This is a genomic window from Brevundimonas diminuta, assembly GCF_022654015.1.
In the GTDB taxonomy this organism is placed as follows: Bacteria; Pseudomonadota; Alphaproteobacteria; order Caulobacterales; family Caulobacteraceae; genus Brevundimonas; species Brevundimonas diminuta_C.
Genome location: NZ_CP073063.1, coordinates 1,656,349 through 1,670,819 on the forward strand (window position 1 = coordinate 1,656,349; position 14,471 = coordinate 1,670,819).

Here is a 14,471-nt window from a genome sequence, read left to right on the forward strand (position 1 = left end):
CCGCTGAACCGTGATAGCGTGATGTTCTTGTCCTGTTCATGGTTAGATTGCGGAGAATGATCCAGTGACAGCCAATGATCTCGCCTTTTGCGGGGTCGCCAACCTCGTTCACACCGAGGGGGTCACAGGTTCAATCCCTGTCGCGTCCACCATCTCCACTTCGATCTAATCCCGGCCTTGCGTGCCCCAGTCCTTGGGCCACGCGCCCGTGACGGAACGGTAGGCGAGGGCCAATGCACCGATCAGGCCGGCGGCCACGCCCGCGCTCGGCGCTGCGATGTAGGTTTTCATATCCAGACCCCGCAGGCTCGCGTCATAGCCGCCGAGTTGTCTCACCAGCGCCTGTCTGACCAGATCGTACATGTGCGGCTGCATCACGCCGCCGCCGATGATGATTCGTTCTGGCCGCAGCGTGTAGGTCAGGTTGGTGCACAGACCGGCGATATAATCCGCCGCCATCGGCCAAGCCGGATGATCGTGAGAAAACGTCTCGGCGGCCGCGCCCCAGCGCGCCTTCAGCGCCGGCCCGCTCGCCAGGCCTTCCAGGCAGTCGCCATGGAAGGGACAGACGCCCGAGAACGTCTCGTCGCCCTTGGCGCGGGGCAGCCGGATATGACCGGCTTCGGGATGGTTCGCCCCGCCATGCGGCGCGCCGTCGATCATCACCCCGACCCCCACGCCCGTGCCGACCGTGACGTAGCAGAAGCTCTCCAGTCCTTGGCCGCTGCCGAACAGGCGTTCGCCGACAGCCGCGCCGTTCACATCGGTGTCCAGCGTCATTGGAACATCGAGGCGGCGGCGCAGGCGGGCCAACAGGTTGACGTCGCTCCAGCCGGGCTTGGGCGTGCTGGTGATGGCGCCGAAATCCGGCGCGTCGGGCTTCAACGACAGGGGGCCGAAACTGACGATCGCCAGCGCAGAAAGCCGGCCGTGTTTCGACTGTGCGTCGACGAAGAAGGCCGCAACCGCATCCAGCGTCTCGTCGGGCGACGTCGTCGGGATACGGATCTGGTCGATGATCACGCCGTCGGCGGCGGCGACGCCGCAGATAAACTTGGTGCCGCCGGCTTCGACACCGGCGAGGAGGATGGATTGGGTCGACATGGGCGCCTGCCTTTCGGGTGCGACGAAGGTTCGCGGGACTGAACATCGAATAGGGCCAAGCGTTTAGAGCCCATGACCCTTCTAGCCCGCCTGTTCATCGCCTTCGACGCCGCCGCCAAGATTCTGACGCGCAAGGAGAGGCTGCTGTGAGCCGCTTTTGCAGGGTACTGGATTTGGCGATTGCGTCCGGCTCCCTGCATCGCCACCTTCACCGCCAGAACACGAGATGAGACGAGGACGCCGATGGCTCGCAAACCCAACTATAGCTTCGAGCGCCAGGAACGCGAGCGCGCCGCAGCGCTGAAGGCGGCCGAAAAGGCGGCGGCGAAGGCTGAACGCAAGGCTGAAGCTGCGGCGGAAAAGTCGCCTTCTTCGGAAGACTGACATTTCGCGGCAAAATCCGCCTGGCTTTTCGTTGTTTGAATAGGCGCGAAGTCCTATTCTTGCGCGATGACACGCTGGACCCCCGAAAGCTGGAGAACCAAGACCGCCCTGCATATGCCGGCGGACTATCCGGATCCAACCGCCCTCGCGCGGGTGGAAGACGAGCTGCGCGCCTTGCCGCCGCTGGTCTTCGCCGGCGAAGCGCGGCGCCTGACGTCGAAGCTGGCGCAGGTGGAGCGGGGTGACGCCTTCCTGCTTCAGGGCGGCGACTGCGCCGAGAGCTTCAAGGAGTTCTCGACCGACAATATCCGCGACACCTTCCGCCTGATCCTTCAGATGGCGGTCGTCCTGACCTTCGCCGGACGTAAGCCGGTGGTGAAGGTGGGGCGGATCGCGGGCCAGTTCGCCAAGCCTCGCTCGTCGCCGCTGGAGGAGATCGACGGCGTCGAACTGCCCAGCTATCGCGGCGACATCATCAACGGCATGGGCTTCACGCCGGAAGAGCGTGCACCCGATCCGCAGCGTCTGATCCGCGCCTATAACCAGTCGGCCTCGACGCTGAACCTGCTGCGGGCCTTCGCCGGCGGCGGCTATGCCGATCTGTACAATATCCATCGCTGGACCCTGGGCTTTGCCGGCGACAACGCCGCCGGCGCCCAGTACCGCGAGCTGGCCGACAAGATCACCGAGGCCCTAGCCTTCATGGAGGCGGTCGGCGTCACGCCCGAGACGCATCCGGACCTCAGCCGGGTCGAGGTCTTCACCAGCCACGAGGCCCTGCTGCTGAACGTCGAAAGCGCCCTGACGCGTCTGGACGGCGGTTCCGGCGAATGGTTCGACACCTCGGCCCACATGCTGTGGATCGGCGAGCGCACGCGTCAGCTGGACGGCGCCCACGTCGAGTTCATGAAGGGGATCAAGAACCCCATCGGCGTGAAGTGCGGGCCGACCATGACCGCCGACGACCTGCTGCCCCTGATCGACGCCTTGAACCCGGACAATGTCTCCGGTCGTCTCACGCTGATCGGACGCTTCGGTCACGACAAGGTGGGCGAGCGCCTGCCCAAGCTGATGCGCGAAGTGAAGGCCTCGGGCCGCAAGGTCATCTGGTCCATCGACCCGATGCACGGCAATACGCTGAAGGCCGGCAACGGCTACAAGACCCGGCCGTTCGACCGTATCCTCGGCGAAGTCCGGACCTTCATCGATGTGGCCGAGGCGGAAGGCGTCCACCCCGGCGGCGTCCATCTGGAAATGACCGGCCAGAACGTCACCGAATGCATCGGCGGCGCCCAGGCGGTGACCGAGGACGACTTGTCCAACCGCTATCACACCCACTGCGACCCGCGCCTGAACGCCGATCAGGCGCTGGAGCTGGCCTTCCTGGTGGCTGAGCGGCTGAAGGCCGGACGGGTGGCGCAGTCGGTGGCGGCCTAGCTTTCGTCAGCGCCCCAAATGCGGGCCGATCCGGTCATGGTGACGCCACCGGGGCAGCGCCAGATCGATCCGAGACCGAGGGAGTGATCGATGCAAGTAGCGACTCCAAGTGAGGAGAAGCCTGGACGGGTCGCCTATCAGGGCGCGCCCGGATCGTTCAGCCATGAGGCTTGTCTGGCCCTGCGTCCGTGGGACGAGGCTGTGGCGTTCGAAACCTTCGCCCAGGCCCTGGATGCGCTGCGCGCCGGCGACTGCGGGTGCGCCCTGATCCCTGTCGAGAACTCGACCATCGGCGTGGTCGAGCCGGCGGCGACGCTGGTCGGTGCGCTTGGCGTGGAGCCGGTCGCTCAGGTCTGGCGGCCGATCCGTCATGCGCTGATGGCGATCGACGGCGCGCGTCTGTCCGATATCCGAACGGTGGAAAGCCACCCGATCGCCTTGGCTCAGTGCAAGGACACGCTGGCTGGTTTGAATGTCGAGGTTGTCGAGCATTTCGATACCGCAGGCGCGGCGCGCGATGTCGCTAAAGCGGGTGATCCCACACGGGCGGCCATCGCCCCGGTCGGCGCCGCCGAGGTGTACGGCCTGTCGATCCTGCGCAACGACTTGCAGGATTCCGGCGATAATCAGACGCGTTTTGTCCTGTTGAGCTTCCCTGAGGGTTGACGGCGCACGGTCTTTGCGTCCTTAAGACACCCACGGGTCGCAACACGATCCGCATAACCCGGAACCGGACCATGTCCCGCCTGCGCGCTCTTTCTGTTTCTTTCGACCGTTCGCGCGCGGTTTCCGGCCTCTATTTCGGCTACGGCTTTTACGGCTTTCGATACGCCGGCTGAGGCGTCGGGCGCACTTCGTCCCTGACTGCTTCACCGGCGACCGCTCTGGACCAGAGCGGCTGTTCGCTCCTGCACATATCGAATCCCAGAATGCCGAAAGCCCTTTTCCATGCCCCATTCCCACCTTCAGCAAGTCTGGCCTGACATGGCCGACCTGACCCCCGAACAGCAGGCGCTGGCCGCCCTGCGCGCCGAGATCGACGGCATCGACGACCATATTCTGGCGCTGTTCGAGCAACGCCTGGCCATCGCCGCCACCGTCGGCCGGGCCAAGGACGCGCCCACCGGCCCGCACACCAAGCTGCGTCCCGATCGCGAGCAGACCGTCCTCTCGCGCATGCTTAAGCAGGCCAAGCCGGAGAACGCCGAGGCGGTCGAACATCTGTGGCGCGAGATCGTCGGATGGGGCCTGGCGCGCCAGGGCCGGCTTCAGGTCCAGGTCTGGGCCCCGATCGAACCGACCCGCGCCTATGACGGCGCGCGCCTGCGTTTCGGGGCCGCCGCCGACATCAAGATGGTGCGCGATCCGCAGAAGGCCCTGGCCTTCGCCGCCGAAGGCCACGGGATCGCCGTGCTGGCGATCAACACAGAAGACGCCTGGTGGATGGGCCTGCGTCGCGAGTGGTCGATGCTGAGCGTGTTCGACGGCTACGGCGGCGAGACGCCGACGTCTTTGGCGGTGGGCAAGATCGATCCGCCGGCTCTGCCCAAGGGCCGGCGCGTGGTGGTCACTGCGGGTGGGGACGCCGGCGACGGCGGCGGCGCGCGGCGCTGGGGCCTGAACACGCATCACGGCTGGACCATTGCCCTGACCGACGCCGATCTGGCGCCGGGCGACGCAGAGGGTTGTGTCGGCGCGATCGGTTAGCCCCGTCCGCGTTTGAGGCAAACCCGAGTTCTTGACTGGCGGCTGCTATGCAATCGCCGCCAGCCATTCATTTCGTCTAAGCGAAATCGCATCTTTTCAACGGCTTGACGGACGGTATCGGCTTTTTGCTGAGCCCGACGTTAAACGCGGTTATGATGCCGGCTCGGTCTTTGACAGCGCCATTCCTCGACGAGACTCCGGCTCGTTCCACTGTTTTCCCGAGTCCAGCCTTCAGGCCCGAACTGCACTTCGTTGCACAGTGCAATTCGGGCTCTGTTGTTTTCCTCAACGAAAACAACGATGCGCCGCGTCAATTGCACGCCATTGCACCACTTTTCACACGTGCAATTCGCCGGCTTATGTCCAGAAACGGATGCGGCCCTTCTTTTCAGACCGCCATATTGTCGATCAAGCGCGTCTTGCCCAGCCAGGCGGCGGCCAGGATGCGGGCGGGGGCGTCGACGATGTCGTTGCGGAACGGCGTCAGGTCCTCGGCGTGGCGAATGGCGACGTAATCGACCCGATCAAACCCGGCTTTCAAAAGGGCGGCATAGGCTTCACGCTCGACGCCGGGCAGGGGGCGGCCGCTCGAGGCATGGACGCCAGCCTCCGCCAGAATGCCGTTCAGACGGCGCGCGGTCTCAAGCTCAGCCTCCGACAGATAGGCGTTGCGTGACGACAGGGCCAGGCCCCAGCCGTCCCGCTCCGTCGGCGCCCCGACGATCTCGACCGGCAGGTCCAGGTCGCGCACGAACCGACGAACGACCATCAGCTGTTGGTAGTCCTTCTCGCCGAAAACGGCGACATCAGGCTGCACCTGGTTGAACAGCTTGGTGACGACCAGGGCGACCCCACCGAACATCTGAGGCCGGAAATCACCCTCGAGACCCAGCGCCGGCCCGGCGACGGCGACGCTGGTCGCAAAGCCTTCCGGATACATCGCGTCGGCTGAGGGCGCGAACATCAGGTGGCAGCCGGCGCCGGACAGCAGACGGGCGTCTTCCTCCTGCTGGCGGGGATATTTGCCCAAATCCTCATGCGCCGCGAACTGGGTCGGATTGACGAAGTTGGAGGCGACGACGCGGTCGGCGCGGCGCGCGGCCTCGCGCACCAGGGTCAGGTGGCCCTCATGCAGGGCGCCCATGGTCGGAACCATGCCGACGCTCAGGCCTTGACGTTTCCAGTCCCGGACGATCGCCCGCAGGTCGGCGACGGCGCGGACGACGGCCAAAGAAGGGAACGGGGGTGCGGCGTCTATCATGATGAAGCGATTAACCTTTCCGCTTAAGCCTGTTGATGCACCAGACCGCAAATTCTGGGCTCTAGGGTCGTGCTTATGACGCCCGCAGAAGCGACCCGTCCAGTTCTGATCGCCCTGGCCTTCGCCAGCAGCCTCGCCGTCGCCGGCTGCGGCGCGGTGGACAGCGATCCCCATCGATTCAGCACGATGGCCGAGAACGTCGCGGCGATCGACATTCCGCTCTCGGCCCGCGATCGCGAAACCCGGCATGCCGTGGCTGAAAAGGCCGGACTGCGGCCCGTGCGCTTCACGCCGGCCAAGGTGGCGGTCATGGATCCCCACGCCATGTGGGACGCCCGAGACGTCCAGGCAGGCCTTCGCCCCGTCGGTGAAGATGCAGGCCTGCGGGACGCAATTGTCCGGGCTGCCTCGCCCGCGGTTCTCAAAGCCGTGGCGGATGAGGCGATCTCGCGGGCGCAGGCCCCCGTCTTGCGTCCCGCCAGCCTCAAGACGCCCGAAACCGGGCGAACGATCCAACTGGGCGCCTATTCCAGTGCGGCCGGCGCGCGTCAGGCCTGGGATCGGATGAAGGCCACGTCAGACCTGTCGGGATTGTCGCCGATCTATCAGGAGGTCGAGGTGGGCGGCCGTCGGCTGACGCGGCTGAAGGTCGGGCCGGTCTCCACCGAAACCGCCGCTGCGGTCTGCCGCTCCGCCGCTGTCGGCGACGCCTGGTGCGCGCGTAACAGCTGACCGACCCCGGTTCGCCGTCCACAGGTCTGCGTTAAGGTTCCGTTGACGTTTGGCGCTTTGAGGCCGAGTCTCGCCTGACCTAGAACCGCGCAGTCTGAGTCGCGCGGTCGGCACAGAGGATTCCCTCGAATGACGCAGCCGCATGTGATCGTCCTCGGCAACGAAAAGGGCGGGGCGGGCAAGTCCACCCTGGCCATCCACATCGTCACCGGCCTGCTGCACGCCGGGCGCTCGGTGGCGATCATCGATCTGGACCTGCGCCAGCGCTCGATGCAGCGCTTCTTCCAGAACCGCGCCGCCTGGCTGGCCGCGAACGGTCACGAGCTTCCCCAACCCTTCGTGCCTGACATGGGCGACGGCAAGGCCCTGGCCAAGGCGGACGTCGCCGACCAGATCGCCACCTTCGAGCGCGCTTTCGACGAGGCGGCGGCGCGGGGCGTCGATTGCATCCTGATCGACACGCCCGGCGGCGATACGGCGGTCTCGAACGCCGCCCACGCCCGCGCCGATCAGATCGTGACGCCGATGAACGACAGCTTCGTCGATTTCGACCTGCTGGGCGACGTCGATCCGGTCACCCTGGAACTGCTGAAACCCTCCATCTATTCCGAGAGCGTCTGGGAGGCGCGCAAGCAGCGCGCTATCGCCCAGGGTCGCCACGCGACGATCGACTGGCTGGTGGTCACCAATCGCCTCGCCGTCGCAGAGGCCCGCAACCGCAAGCGTCTGGAAGAACGGATGACCAAGCTGGCCAAACGCGTCGGCTTCCGCGTCGGTCCGGGCCTGCGGGACCGGGTCATCTATCGCGAGTTGTTCCCCTTCGGCCTGACGGTGGCGGACCTGTCGAACGACATCCGGCCGGTCGCGGTGTCCCTGGCCCACGTCGCTGCGCGTCAGGAAATGCGCAATCTGATGATGGCCATGGGTCTGGAGCAGGTTCTCAGCCCTTTGGACGTGGCGGCCTGATCGCCTGATGGGTTTGATCTGGCTGGCCTTGGCGGCGATCGCCGTTTGGGCGCTGGTGCGGCTGGGCCGACAGACCGAGCGACGCGGGCGCGCTCACTGGCGCGTGACGGCGACCCTGCTGGGTGCGGTTCTGTTGGCCGGCGGCGCGCTAGCGGCGTTTCGGGGATCATGGCTGACGGCGGCGGCTCTGGCCGTGTCAGGGCTCTATCTGGCCTGGTCGTCCCGGCAGCGATCGATCATCCGATCCGAACCCATCAGCGAAGCGGACGCCCGCGCCGTGCTGGGCGTCGGGCCAGCCGCGACCGAGGCCGAAATCCGTTCGGCCTGGAAACGCGCCATGGCCCGCGCCCATCCCGATCAGGGCGGCACGGAGGGGCTGGCGACGCGCGTCAACGCCGCGCGCGATCGACTGCTCGCAAAATACCGGCGCCGCTAAGCGCTCTCAGGACAGCATCCCTGCGGTCGTGGAGTTGGTCCGACGCACAAGCACCCACCACCTCCGCTTGCCCTCGGGTAAGTCTGGGCTTACGGGTCCGCGCTCTTGATCAATGATTCAGGGAGCGGTCGATGACCCTCGCACTTCTGTTTCCGGGACAGGGCAGCCAGGCCGTCGGCATGGGCGCGCAACTGGCGGACGCCTTCCAATCCGCTCGCGACGTCTTCGCCGAGGTGGATGAGGCGCTGGGCCAGAAACTGTCGGTGCTGATGCGCGAAGGGCCCGAGGACCAACTGACCCTGACGGAGAACGCCCAGCCCGCCCTGATGGCGGTGTCCGTGGCGGCGATCCGGGCGTTGAAGGCCGAGTTCGGTTTCGACGTGGCGACGGCCGCCTATGTCGCCGGTCACTCGCTTGGCGAATATTCGGCGCTGGCGGCGGCGGGCGCGATCTCGCTGTCGGATACGGCGCGGCTGCTGAAGCTGCGCGGCCAGGCCATGCAGCGCGCCGTGCCGGTGGGGCAGGGGGCGATGGCCTCGCTGATCGGACCCAAGACCGACCTCGCGCTGGCGGAAGCGGCCGCGGCGGCCGGGTCGGAGGTCGGCGTCTGTGTGGTCGCGAATGACAACAACAACGGCAACATCGTCATCTCGGGCGAGAAGGCCGCTGTGGACCGGGCCATAGAGAAGGCCAAGGAACTGGGCGCGCGGGCGATCCCGCTGAACGTCTCGGCGCCCTTCCACTGCCCGCTGATGCAGCCGGCGGCGGACGAGATGGCGGCGGCCCTGGCTTCGGCGACCATCACAGCGCCGGTCGTGCCCGTCGTCGCCAACGTTCTGGCGCGACCGGAGAGCGATCCGGAAGTCATCCGCCGCCTTCTGGTCGAGCAAGTCACCGGCCGGGTACGCTGGCGCGAAAGCATGGAGTGGATGGCCGGTGAAGGCGGTGTCACGCGCTTCGTTGAGATTGGCTCGGGCAAGGTGCTGACCGGTATGGCCAAGCGGATCGCCCCGGACGCCGAGGCCCTGCCGCTAAATACGCCGGAAGAGCTCGAAGCCTTCGCCAGGGGGTGACGCGGGGCGCGTGGCGACGGCTTCGTCACGCGACTTTGCTTTTCCTCGTCACTCGACACTAATCACTCGCCACTTCGGAGAGACATAAATGTTCAATCTTGCAGGCAAGACCGCGCTGGTGACCGGCGCGACGGGAGGGATCGGCGGGGCAGTGGCGCGGGCGCTGCATGCTCAGGGCGCGACCGTGGTGTTGTCAGGCACGCGCGAGGCGGTGCTGGCGGATCTGGCCAAGGAACTGGGGGAGCGGGCGCATTTCGCCACGGCGAACCTGTCGGATCCCGAGTCGGTCGACAATCTGGTCGCTGCGGCCGAGACGGCGGCGGGCGCGTCGTTGGACATCATGGTCGCCAACGCCGGTATCACCAAGGACGGCCTGCTGATGCGGATGAAGGATGAGGACTTTCAGTCCGTCCTGACCGTCAATCTGGAAAGCTATTTCCGCCTGACCCGCGCGGCGGTGAAGGGCATGATGAAGCGCCGTTCGGGGCGAATCATCGGCGTCACCTCGGTCGTCGGCGTGACCGGCAACCCGGGCCAGACCAACTATTCGGCGTCCAAGGCCGGGATGATCGGCTTTTCCAAGTCGCTGGCGCAGGAGGTCGGGTCGCGCGGCATCACCGTCAACTGCATCGCGCCGGGCTTCATCGCCTCGCCCATGACCGACGTGCTGAACGATCAGCAGCGCGAGACCATTCTGACCAAGATTCCGGCGGGCCGGCTGGGTTCGGGCGACGAGATCGCCGCCGCCGCCGTCTATCTGTCGTCCGACGAAGCCGCCTATGTGACGGGCCAGACACTGCACGTGAACGGCGGGATGGCGATGATCTGATCGTCATCACGTCACGCAACAGACTATTTCCTGCCCGAAAGGCTGTGCTAAAGGGCAGGGATGCATTGTCGATCACAGCCTTCGGGCTTGCGTCGCCAACGCTGCCGTGAGACGGCGATTTCTGAGCTACCCCCGCCTCTACGGCGATTTCAAACAGGCAGAGAGACACTCATGTCCGACACCCTCGAGCGCGTTCGCAAGATCGTCATCGACCATCTGGACGCCGATCCGGACAAGGTCACCGAAAAGGCCAGCTTCATCGACGACCTGGGCGCCGACTCGCTCGACAACGTCGAGCTGGTGATGGCCTTCGAAGAAGAATTCGACATCGAGATCCCGGATGACGCCGCCGAGCACATCCAGACGGTCGGCGATGCGGTCAAGTTCATCGACGAAAAGTCGGCCGGCTGATCTCAGTCGCCGATATCGGCCGAACAGGCTGACGGTTCACAGGGCCGCCCGGCGCTCCTAGCGGAGACGCCCGGCGGCCTTTACTGTTTCTGACCCGCGCGAATCCGCGATGATTCCGAAGGGTCGGGCTGGAGATAAGGGAGCACGCACCATGCGCCGCGTCGTCGTTACGGGCATCGGTCTGCTGACCCCCCTGGGTTGGGGCGTCGAGAAGAGCTGGAAGGGCATTGTCGAGGGACGATCGGGCATCGGTCCGATCACGGCCTTCGACACCGAGGGCTATGGCTGCACCATTGCCGGCGAAGTGCCGAGCGTGGATGGACGCGGCGGCGGCGGCGAGGGCGACTTCGACCCCGACAAGATCATGTCCGCCAAGGACCGCAAGCGTGTCGACGACTTCATCCTGTACGCCATCGCGGCGGCGGACGAGGCCTTGGCGGATGCGAACTGGAAGCCTGAAACAGACGAGGACAAGGAGCGCACCGGCGTGATGGTGGGCTCCGGCATCGGCGGCCTGGGCCCCATCGCCGACACGGCCATCGTCCTGAAGGAACAGGGCGTGCGTCGCGTCAGCCCCTTCTTCATCCCCAGCGCCCTGATCAATCTGGCCGGCGGCCAGATCTCGATCCGCCACGGCCTGAAGGGGCCGAACCATGCGGCCGTCACCGCCTGCGCCACCGGCGCCCACGCCATCGGCGACGCGGCCCGGATGATCGCGCTGGACGACGCGGACGTGATGGTGGCGGGCGGGGCCGAAAGCTCGGTCGTGCCGATCGGCATCGCGGGCTTCCTGGCCTGCAAGGCGCTGTGCACCGCCTATAACGACACGCCTGAGAAGGCGTCGCGTCCCTATGATCGGGGCCATGCAGGCTTCGTCATGGGCGAGGGCGCCGGCATCCTGGTGCTGGAAGAATACGAACACGCCAAGGCGCGCGGGGCTAAAATCTATGCCGAGGTCGTGGGTTACGGCATGAGCGGCGACGCCTATCACATCACCGCGCCGTCCGAGGACGGCGAAGGCGGGGTGCGGGCCATGAAGGCGGCGCTGAAGCGGGCCGGTCTGCAGCCGTCGGACCTGGACTACGTCAACGCCCACGGCACCTCGACCATGGCCGACTGGATCGAGTTGAAGGGGATCGAGGGGCTGGTCGGCGATCACGCGCAGAACCTGACCGTCTCTTCGACCAAGTCGATGACTGGCCACCTGCTGGGCGCGGCGGGCGCCATCGAGGCGGCCTTCTGCGTGCTGGCGATACGCGATCAGATCGCGCCGCCGACGATCAATCTGGACGACCCCGAGATGGAAACGCCCATCGACCTGGTCCCCAACACCGCCAAGCCGATGAAGATCGCTGTGGCCATGTCCAACAGCTTCGGCTTCGGGGGCACCAACGCCTCGGTGATCTTCAAGAAGGTCGACTGAGATGTTTGGGCGCGGGCGGGTCGACAAATCCAGCGGGCGGTCGGGCTTTACGGTCTCGTTGCTGACCGCGTCGGCGACCTTCGGCCTGTTCCTGCTGGTGGCGCTGATCGCCGTTTGGGCGGTCTATTATGCGCCGGGACCGTCCGCGCGGCAGGGTCAGACGACGGTCGTCACCTTGCCCAGCGGGTCCGGCGTCTCGGCCATCGCGGCGCGGATGAAGGCGGCGGGGGTGATCCGTTCGACGGACCTGTTCCGTGCGGCGGCCACCTTGACGGGCGCGGATCGGCGGCTGAGAGCCGGCGAATACGAGGTGCCGTCCGGCACGTCGCTGGCCGGGGTGCTGAACCTGCTGGTCGAGGGGCGGGTGGTGCGCCATTTCGTGACCCTGCCGGAGGGTTGGTCGTCGTTGCAGGCGGTGGACATCCTGAACAAGGAGGCCGTGCTGACCGGGACGGTCGCCGAGACGCCCGAGGAAGGCAGCTTGTGGCCTGATACCTATGAGGTTTCGCGCGGGGACACGCGCCAGTCGGTGATCGACCGGATGCAGCGCGCGGCGACCGAGAACCTGCGTCTTCTGTGGAGCCAGAGGTCGCCCGCGACCGTGGCGCGCACGCCGGAGGAGGCGGTGATACTGGCCTCCATCGTGGAGAAGGAAACGGCGCTGGCGGCGGAGCGGCCCCGCGTGGCGGCGGTGTTCTCCAATCGTCTGCGGGCCGGGATGCGGCTGGAGAGCGATCCGACCATCGTCTACGGCGTGACCAAGGGTCGGCCGCTGGGACGGGGCATCCGGCGCTCGGAGTTGATGGCCCCGACGCCGTGGAACACCTACCAGATCAACGGACTGCCGCCGACGCCCATCGCCAATCCGGGCAAGGAGGCGGTCAAGGCGGTGTTGAACCCGCCGGCCGATCCGGCCCTGTTCTTCGTGGCCGATGGGTCCGGCGGACACGCCTTCGCCCTGACCTATGACGAGCATCTGCAGAACGTCGCGCGGTGGCGTCAGATCGAGCGCCAGAAGGCGGGCTTGCCGCCGGAAGCGACGCCGCCCGTTACGCCGGGAACCAGTGCGGCGCCGATGACGAGCGAGCCGGCCGCCGCGTCGGTCGAGAACGGTCAGGCGACGATCACCCTTCCGGCCGGCGCGACGCAGGGGCCCCGATGAGCACCCTATCTGGCATGACCGGCTTCGGCCGGGCCGACGGGGCCGGCGAAGGCTGGACCTGGTCGGTCGAGGCGCGCTCGGTCAACGGGCGCAATCTGGAGGTCCGGTTTCGGGGGCCGAACGGTTTCGACGGGCTGGAGCGCGCGGCCAAGGCAGCCGGCCAGGCGCGGTTTGCGCGGGGCCAGGTCACCATCGGCGTTCAGGCCAAGCGAGCCGAGGCCGGCGAGGCGGCGGTCACGATCAACGCCGCCGTGCTGGCGCGCTATCTGACGCTGGCGAACGAACTGGCCGAAGACGGCGCAACGCCGCCGTCCGCCGACGGCCTTCTGGCCCTGCGCGGCGTGATCGAGGCGCCCGAAGAGGCGGACGATCCTGAGGCGCGGGCGGCGGTCGAGGCGGCCATGACCCGCACGGTCGAAGAGGCGCTGGATGCGCTGAAGGCGTCACGCCAGAACGAGGGCGCGCAACTGACGCCGGTGCTGGACGAATTCATTGCTCAGATCGAGGCGTTGGTCGCCCAGGCGGAAGGCGAGGCGACCGCGCAGGTCGAGGCCATTCGCGATCGCTTCACCCGCCGAATTTCCGAACTGGCGCCCGATACGCCGGGGCTTGAGGACCGAATCTTCCTGGAAGCGGCCGCTCTGGCGACCAAGGCGGACGTGCGCGAGGAGCTGGATCGGCTGACCGCCCATGTCGCTTCGGCGCGTCAGCTTGTGGCCTCGGCGCCCGCCGGGCGGAAACTCGACTTTCTGATGCAAGAATTCATGCGTGAGGCCAACACGCTGTGCTCGAAATCCGCTACGACCGCGCTCACCGGAATCGGCCTGGAGCTCAAGGCCGTCATCGAACAGTTGCGTGAGCAGGTCCAGAATGTCGAATGAACGCAGTCCCCGCCGGGGCGTCCTCCTGATTGTCGCCAGTCCCTCGGGCGCCGGCAAGACCTCGCTGTGCCGCCGGTTGATGGCCGATCATGGCGGGCTGGAGCTGTCCGTCTCCATGACCACGCGCGGCATCCGGCCGGGTGAGGTGCATGGGCGCGACTACAACTTCGTCGGCCATGACGAGTTTCAGCGCCTGATCGACGAGGACGCCTTCCTGGAATGGGCGGACGTTCACGGCAATCGCTACGGCAGCCCGCGCGGGCCGGTGGACAAGGCGCTGGCCGAGGGACGCGACGTGCTGTTCGACATCGACTGGCAGGGCGCCCGCGACGTCGCCGAAAAATGCCCGGAGGACGCCGTGCGCGTCTTCATCCTGCCGCCTAGCCTGGAAGAGCTGCGTCGTCGTCTCGTTACTCGCTCACAGGACGCCGACGACGTGATCGAGCGCCGCGTGGCCAACGCCAAGGGCGAGATCGAACACTGCGACGCCTTCGACTATGTGCTGGTGAACGAGGACTTCGACCGGTCCTACGCCGAACTGGCCCATATCTATCACGCCGAGCGTTCGCGCCGGTTCAGGAACCTGTGGGTCGGCGACTACAAGGCCGCCCTTCTGAACGAAGCCGTCTAAAAAGAACAGCGCCACAGGCCGTGGGGACCTGCGG

16 protein-coding genes are annotated in these 14,471 nt (G+C 66.7%); 14 read left to right on the forward strand and 2 right to left on the reverse strand.

What is annotated here, in order from left to right:
• Positions 1-165: 165 nt before the first annotated feature.
• Positions 166-1,104, reverse strand: a complete 939-nt coding sequence (locus KAK88_RS08170; protein WP_242076263.1) for an ROK family protein — start codon at positions 1,102-1,104, stop codon at positions 166-168.
• Positions 1,105-1,347: 243 nt separating this feature from the next.
• On the opposite strand from KAK88_RS08170, the gene KAK88_RS08175 reads away from it, so the two are divergent.
• The 4 genes from KAK88_RS08175 (at position 1,348) to KAK88_RS08190 (ending at position 4,632) form a co-directional block, all read left to right on the forward strand.
• A complete protein-coding gene (locus tag KAK88_RS08175; RefSeq protein WP_165116349.1) occupies positions 1,348-1,488 on the forward strand; it encodes a hypothetical protein in 141 nt (46 codons plus the stop codon).
• A 66-nt stretch (positions 1,489-1,554) separates the two neighbouring features.
• Positions 1,555-2,925, forward strand: a complete 1,371-nt coding sequence (locus KAK88_RS08180; protein WP_242076264.1) for a class II 3-deoxy-7-phosphoheptulonate synthase — start codon at positions 1,555-1,557, stop codon at positions 2,923-2,925.
• A gap of 90 nt (positions 2,926-3,015) precedes the next feature.
• Complete coding sequence (locus KAK88_RS08185) at positions 3,016-3,591, forward strand: prephenate dehydratase domain-containing protein (protein WP_242076265.1); 576 nt, start codon at positions 3,016-3,018, stop codon at positions 3,589-3,591.
• 318 nt (positions 3,592-3,909) lie between these two features.
• Positions 3,910-4,632 (forward strand): chorismate mutase, encoded by a 723-nt coding sequence (locus KAK88_RS08190; protein ID WP_242076266.1) that lies wholly within the window; start codon positions 3,910-3,912, stop codon positions 4,630-4,632.
• 388 nt (positions 4,633-5,020) lie between these two features.
• Here KAK88_RS08190 and panC read toward each other — a convergent pair whose 3' ends face one another.
• Positions 5,021-5,893, reverse strand: a complete 873-nt coding sequence (panC, locus tag KAK88_RS08195; protein ID WP_242076267.1) for a pantoate--beta-alanine ligase — start codon at positions 5,891-5,893, stop codon at positions 5,021-5,023.
• A gap of 75 nt (positions 5,894-5,968) precedes the next feature.
• Here panC and KAK88_RS08200 point away from each other — a divergent pair, with 75 nt between their 5' ends.
• From KAK88_RS08200 to gmk, 10 genes are all read left to right on the forward strand, one after another.
• Positions 5,969-6,625 carry an SPOR domain-containing protein gene (locus tag KAK88_RS08200; RefSeq protein ID WP_242076268.1) on the forward strand — a complete coding sequence of 219 codons (657 nt, stop codon included), beginning with the start codon at positions 5,969-5,971 and terminating at the stop codon, positions 6,623-6,625.
• A gap of 129 nt (positions 6,626-6,754) precedes the next feature.
• The gene (locus tag KAK88_RS08205; protein WP_242076269.1) at positions 6,755-7,591 is read left to right on the forward strand and encodes a division plane positioning ATPase MipZ; all 837 of its coding nucleotides are present in this window, start codon (positions 6,755-6,757) and stop codon (positions 7,589-7,591) included.
• 7 nt (positions 7,592-7,598) lie between these two features.
• On the forward strand, positions 7,599-8,027 hold the full coding sequence (locus KAK88_RS08210; protein ID WP_242076270.1) for a molecular chaperone DnaJ: 429 nt from the start codon (positions 7,599-7,601) through the stop codon (positions 8,025-8,027).
• A 131-nt stretch (positions 8,028-8,158) separates the two neighbouring features.
• Positions 8,159-9,100: an ACP S-malonyltransferase gene (gene fabD / locus KAK88_RS08215; protein WP_242076271.1), complete on the forward strand. Its 942-nt coding sequence runs from the start codon at positions 8,159-8,161 to the stop codon at positions 9,098-9,100.
• Positions 9,101-9,188: 88 nt separating this feature from the next.
• The gene (gene fabG, locus KAK88_RS08220; protein WP_242076272.1) at positions 9,189-9,929 is read left to right on the forward strand and encodes a 3-oxoacyl-[acyl-carrier-protein] reductase; all 741 of its coding nucleotides are present in this window, start codon (positions 9,189-9,191) and stop codon (positions 9,927-9,929) included.
• Positions 9,930-10,100: 171 nt separating this feature from the next.
• Positions 10,101-10,340, forward strand: a complete 240-nt coding sequence (locus KAK88_RS08225; RefSeq protein WP_008264317.1) for an acyl carrier protein — start codon at positions 10,101-10,103, stop codon at positions 10,338-10,340.
• Between the two features lie 151 nt (positions 10,341-10,491).
• Positions 10,492-11,763 carry a beta-ketoacyl-ACP synthase II gene (fabF, locus tag KAK88_RS08230; RefSeq protein WP_242076273.1) on the forward strand — a complete coding sequence of 424 codons (1,272 nt, stop codon included), beginning with the start codon at positions 10,492-10,494 and terminating at the stop codon, positions 11,761-11,763.
• A 1-nt stretch (position 11,764) separates the two neighbouring features.
• A complete protein-coding gene (gene mltG, locus KAK88_RS08235) occupies positions 11,765-12,925 on the forward strand; it encodes an endolytic transglycosylase MltG (RefSeq protein ID WP_431307186.1) in 1,161 nt (386 codons plus the stop codon).
• The gene (locus tag KAK88_RS08240; RefSeq protein WP_242076275.1) at positions 12,922-13,806 is read left to right on the forward strand and encodes a YicC/YloC family endoribonuclease; all 885 of its coding nucleotides are present in this window, start codon (positions 12,922-12,924) and stop codon (positions 13,804-13,806) included. The genes mltG and KAK88_RS08240 overlap by 4 nt, the downstream gene beginning before the upstream one ends.
• A complete protein-coding gene (gmk, locus tag KAK88_RS08245; protein WP_039247959.1) occupies positions 13,796-14,437 on the forward strand; it encodes a guanylate kinase in 642 nt (213 codons plus the stop codon). The genes KAK88_RS08240 and gmk overlap by 11 nt, the downstream gene beginning before the upstream one ends.
• The last annotated feature ends 34 nt before the right edge of the window (positions 14,438-14,471 follow it).

Coding starts and splice junctions, on each gene's coding strand:
- KAK88_RS08240 (WP_242076275.1), top strand. CDS start 12,922: ATGAGCACCCTATCTGGCATGACCGGCTTCGGCCGGGCCGACGGGGCC.
- fabD (WP_242076271.1), top strand. CDS start 8,159: ATGACCCTCGCACTTCTGTTTCCGGGACAGGGCAGCCAGGCCGTCGGC.
- mltG (WP_431307186.1), top strand. CDS start 11,765: ATGTTTGGGCGCGGGCGGGTCGACAAATCCAGCGGGCGGTCGGGCTTT.
- KAK88_RS08205 (WP_242076269.1), top strand. CDS start 6,755: ATGACGCAGCCGCATGTGATCGTCCTCGGCAACGAAAAGGGCGGGGCG.
- fabG (WP_242076272.1), top strand. CDS start 9,189: ATGTTCAATCTTGCAGGCAAGACCGCGCTGGTGACCGGCGCGACGGGA.
- gmk (WP_039247959.1), top strand. CDS start 13,796: ATGTCGAATGAACGCAGTCCCCGCCGGGGCGTCCTCCTGATTGTCGCC.
- KAK88_RS08225 (WP_008264317.1), top strand. CDS start 10,101: ATGTCCGACACCCTCGAGCGCGTTCGCAAGATCGTCATCGACCATCTG.
- fabF (WP_242076273.1), top strand. CDS start 10,492: ATGCGCCGCGTCGTCGTTACGGGCATCGGTCTGCTGACCCCCCTGGGT.
- KAK88_RS08170 (WP_242076263.1), bottom strand. CDS start 1,104: ATGTCGACCCAATCCATCCTCCTCGCCGGTGTCGAAGCCGGCGGCACC.
- KAK88_RS08200 (WP_242076268.1), top strand. CDS start 5,969: ATGACGCCCGCAGAAGCGACCCGTCCAGTTCTGATCGCCCTGGCCTTC.
- KAK88_RS08185 (WP_242076265.1), top strand. CDS start 3,016: ATGCAAGTAGCGACTCCAAGTGAGGAGAAGCCTGGACGGGTCGCCTAT.
- KAK88_RS08175 (WP_165116349.1), top strand. CDS start 1,348: ATGGCTCGCAAACCCAACTATAGCTTCGAGCGCCAGGAACGCGAGCGC.
- KAK88_RS08210 (WP_242076270.1), top strand. CDS start 7,599: ATGGGTTTGATCTGGCTGGCCTTGGCGGCGATCGCCGTTTGGGCGCTG.
- panC (WP_242076267.1), bottom strand. CDS start 5,893: ATGATAGACGCCGCACCCCCGTTCCCTTCTTTGGCCGTCGTCCGCGCC.
- KAK88_RS08180 (WP_242076264.1), top strand. CDS start 1,555: ATGACACGCTGGACCCCCGAAAGCTGGAGAACCAAGACCGCCCTGCAT.
- KAK88_RS08190 (WP_242076266.1), top strand. CDS start 3,910: ATGGCCGACCTGACCCCCGAACAGCAGGCGCTGGCCGCCCTGCGCGCC.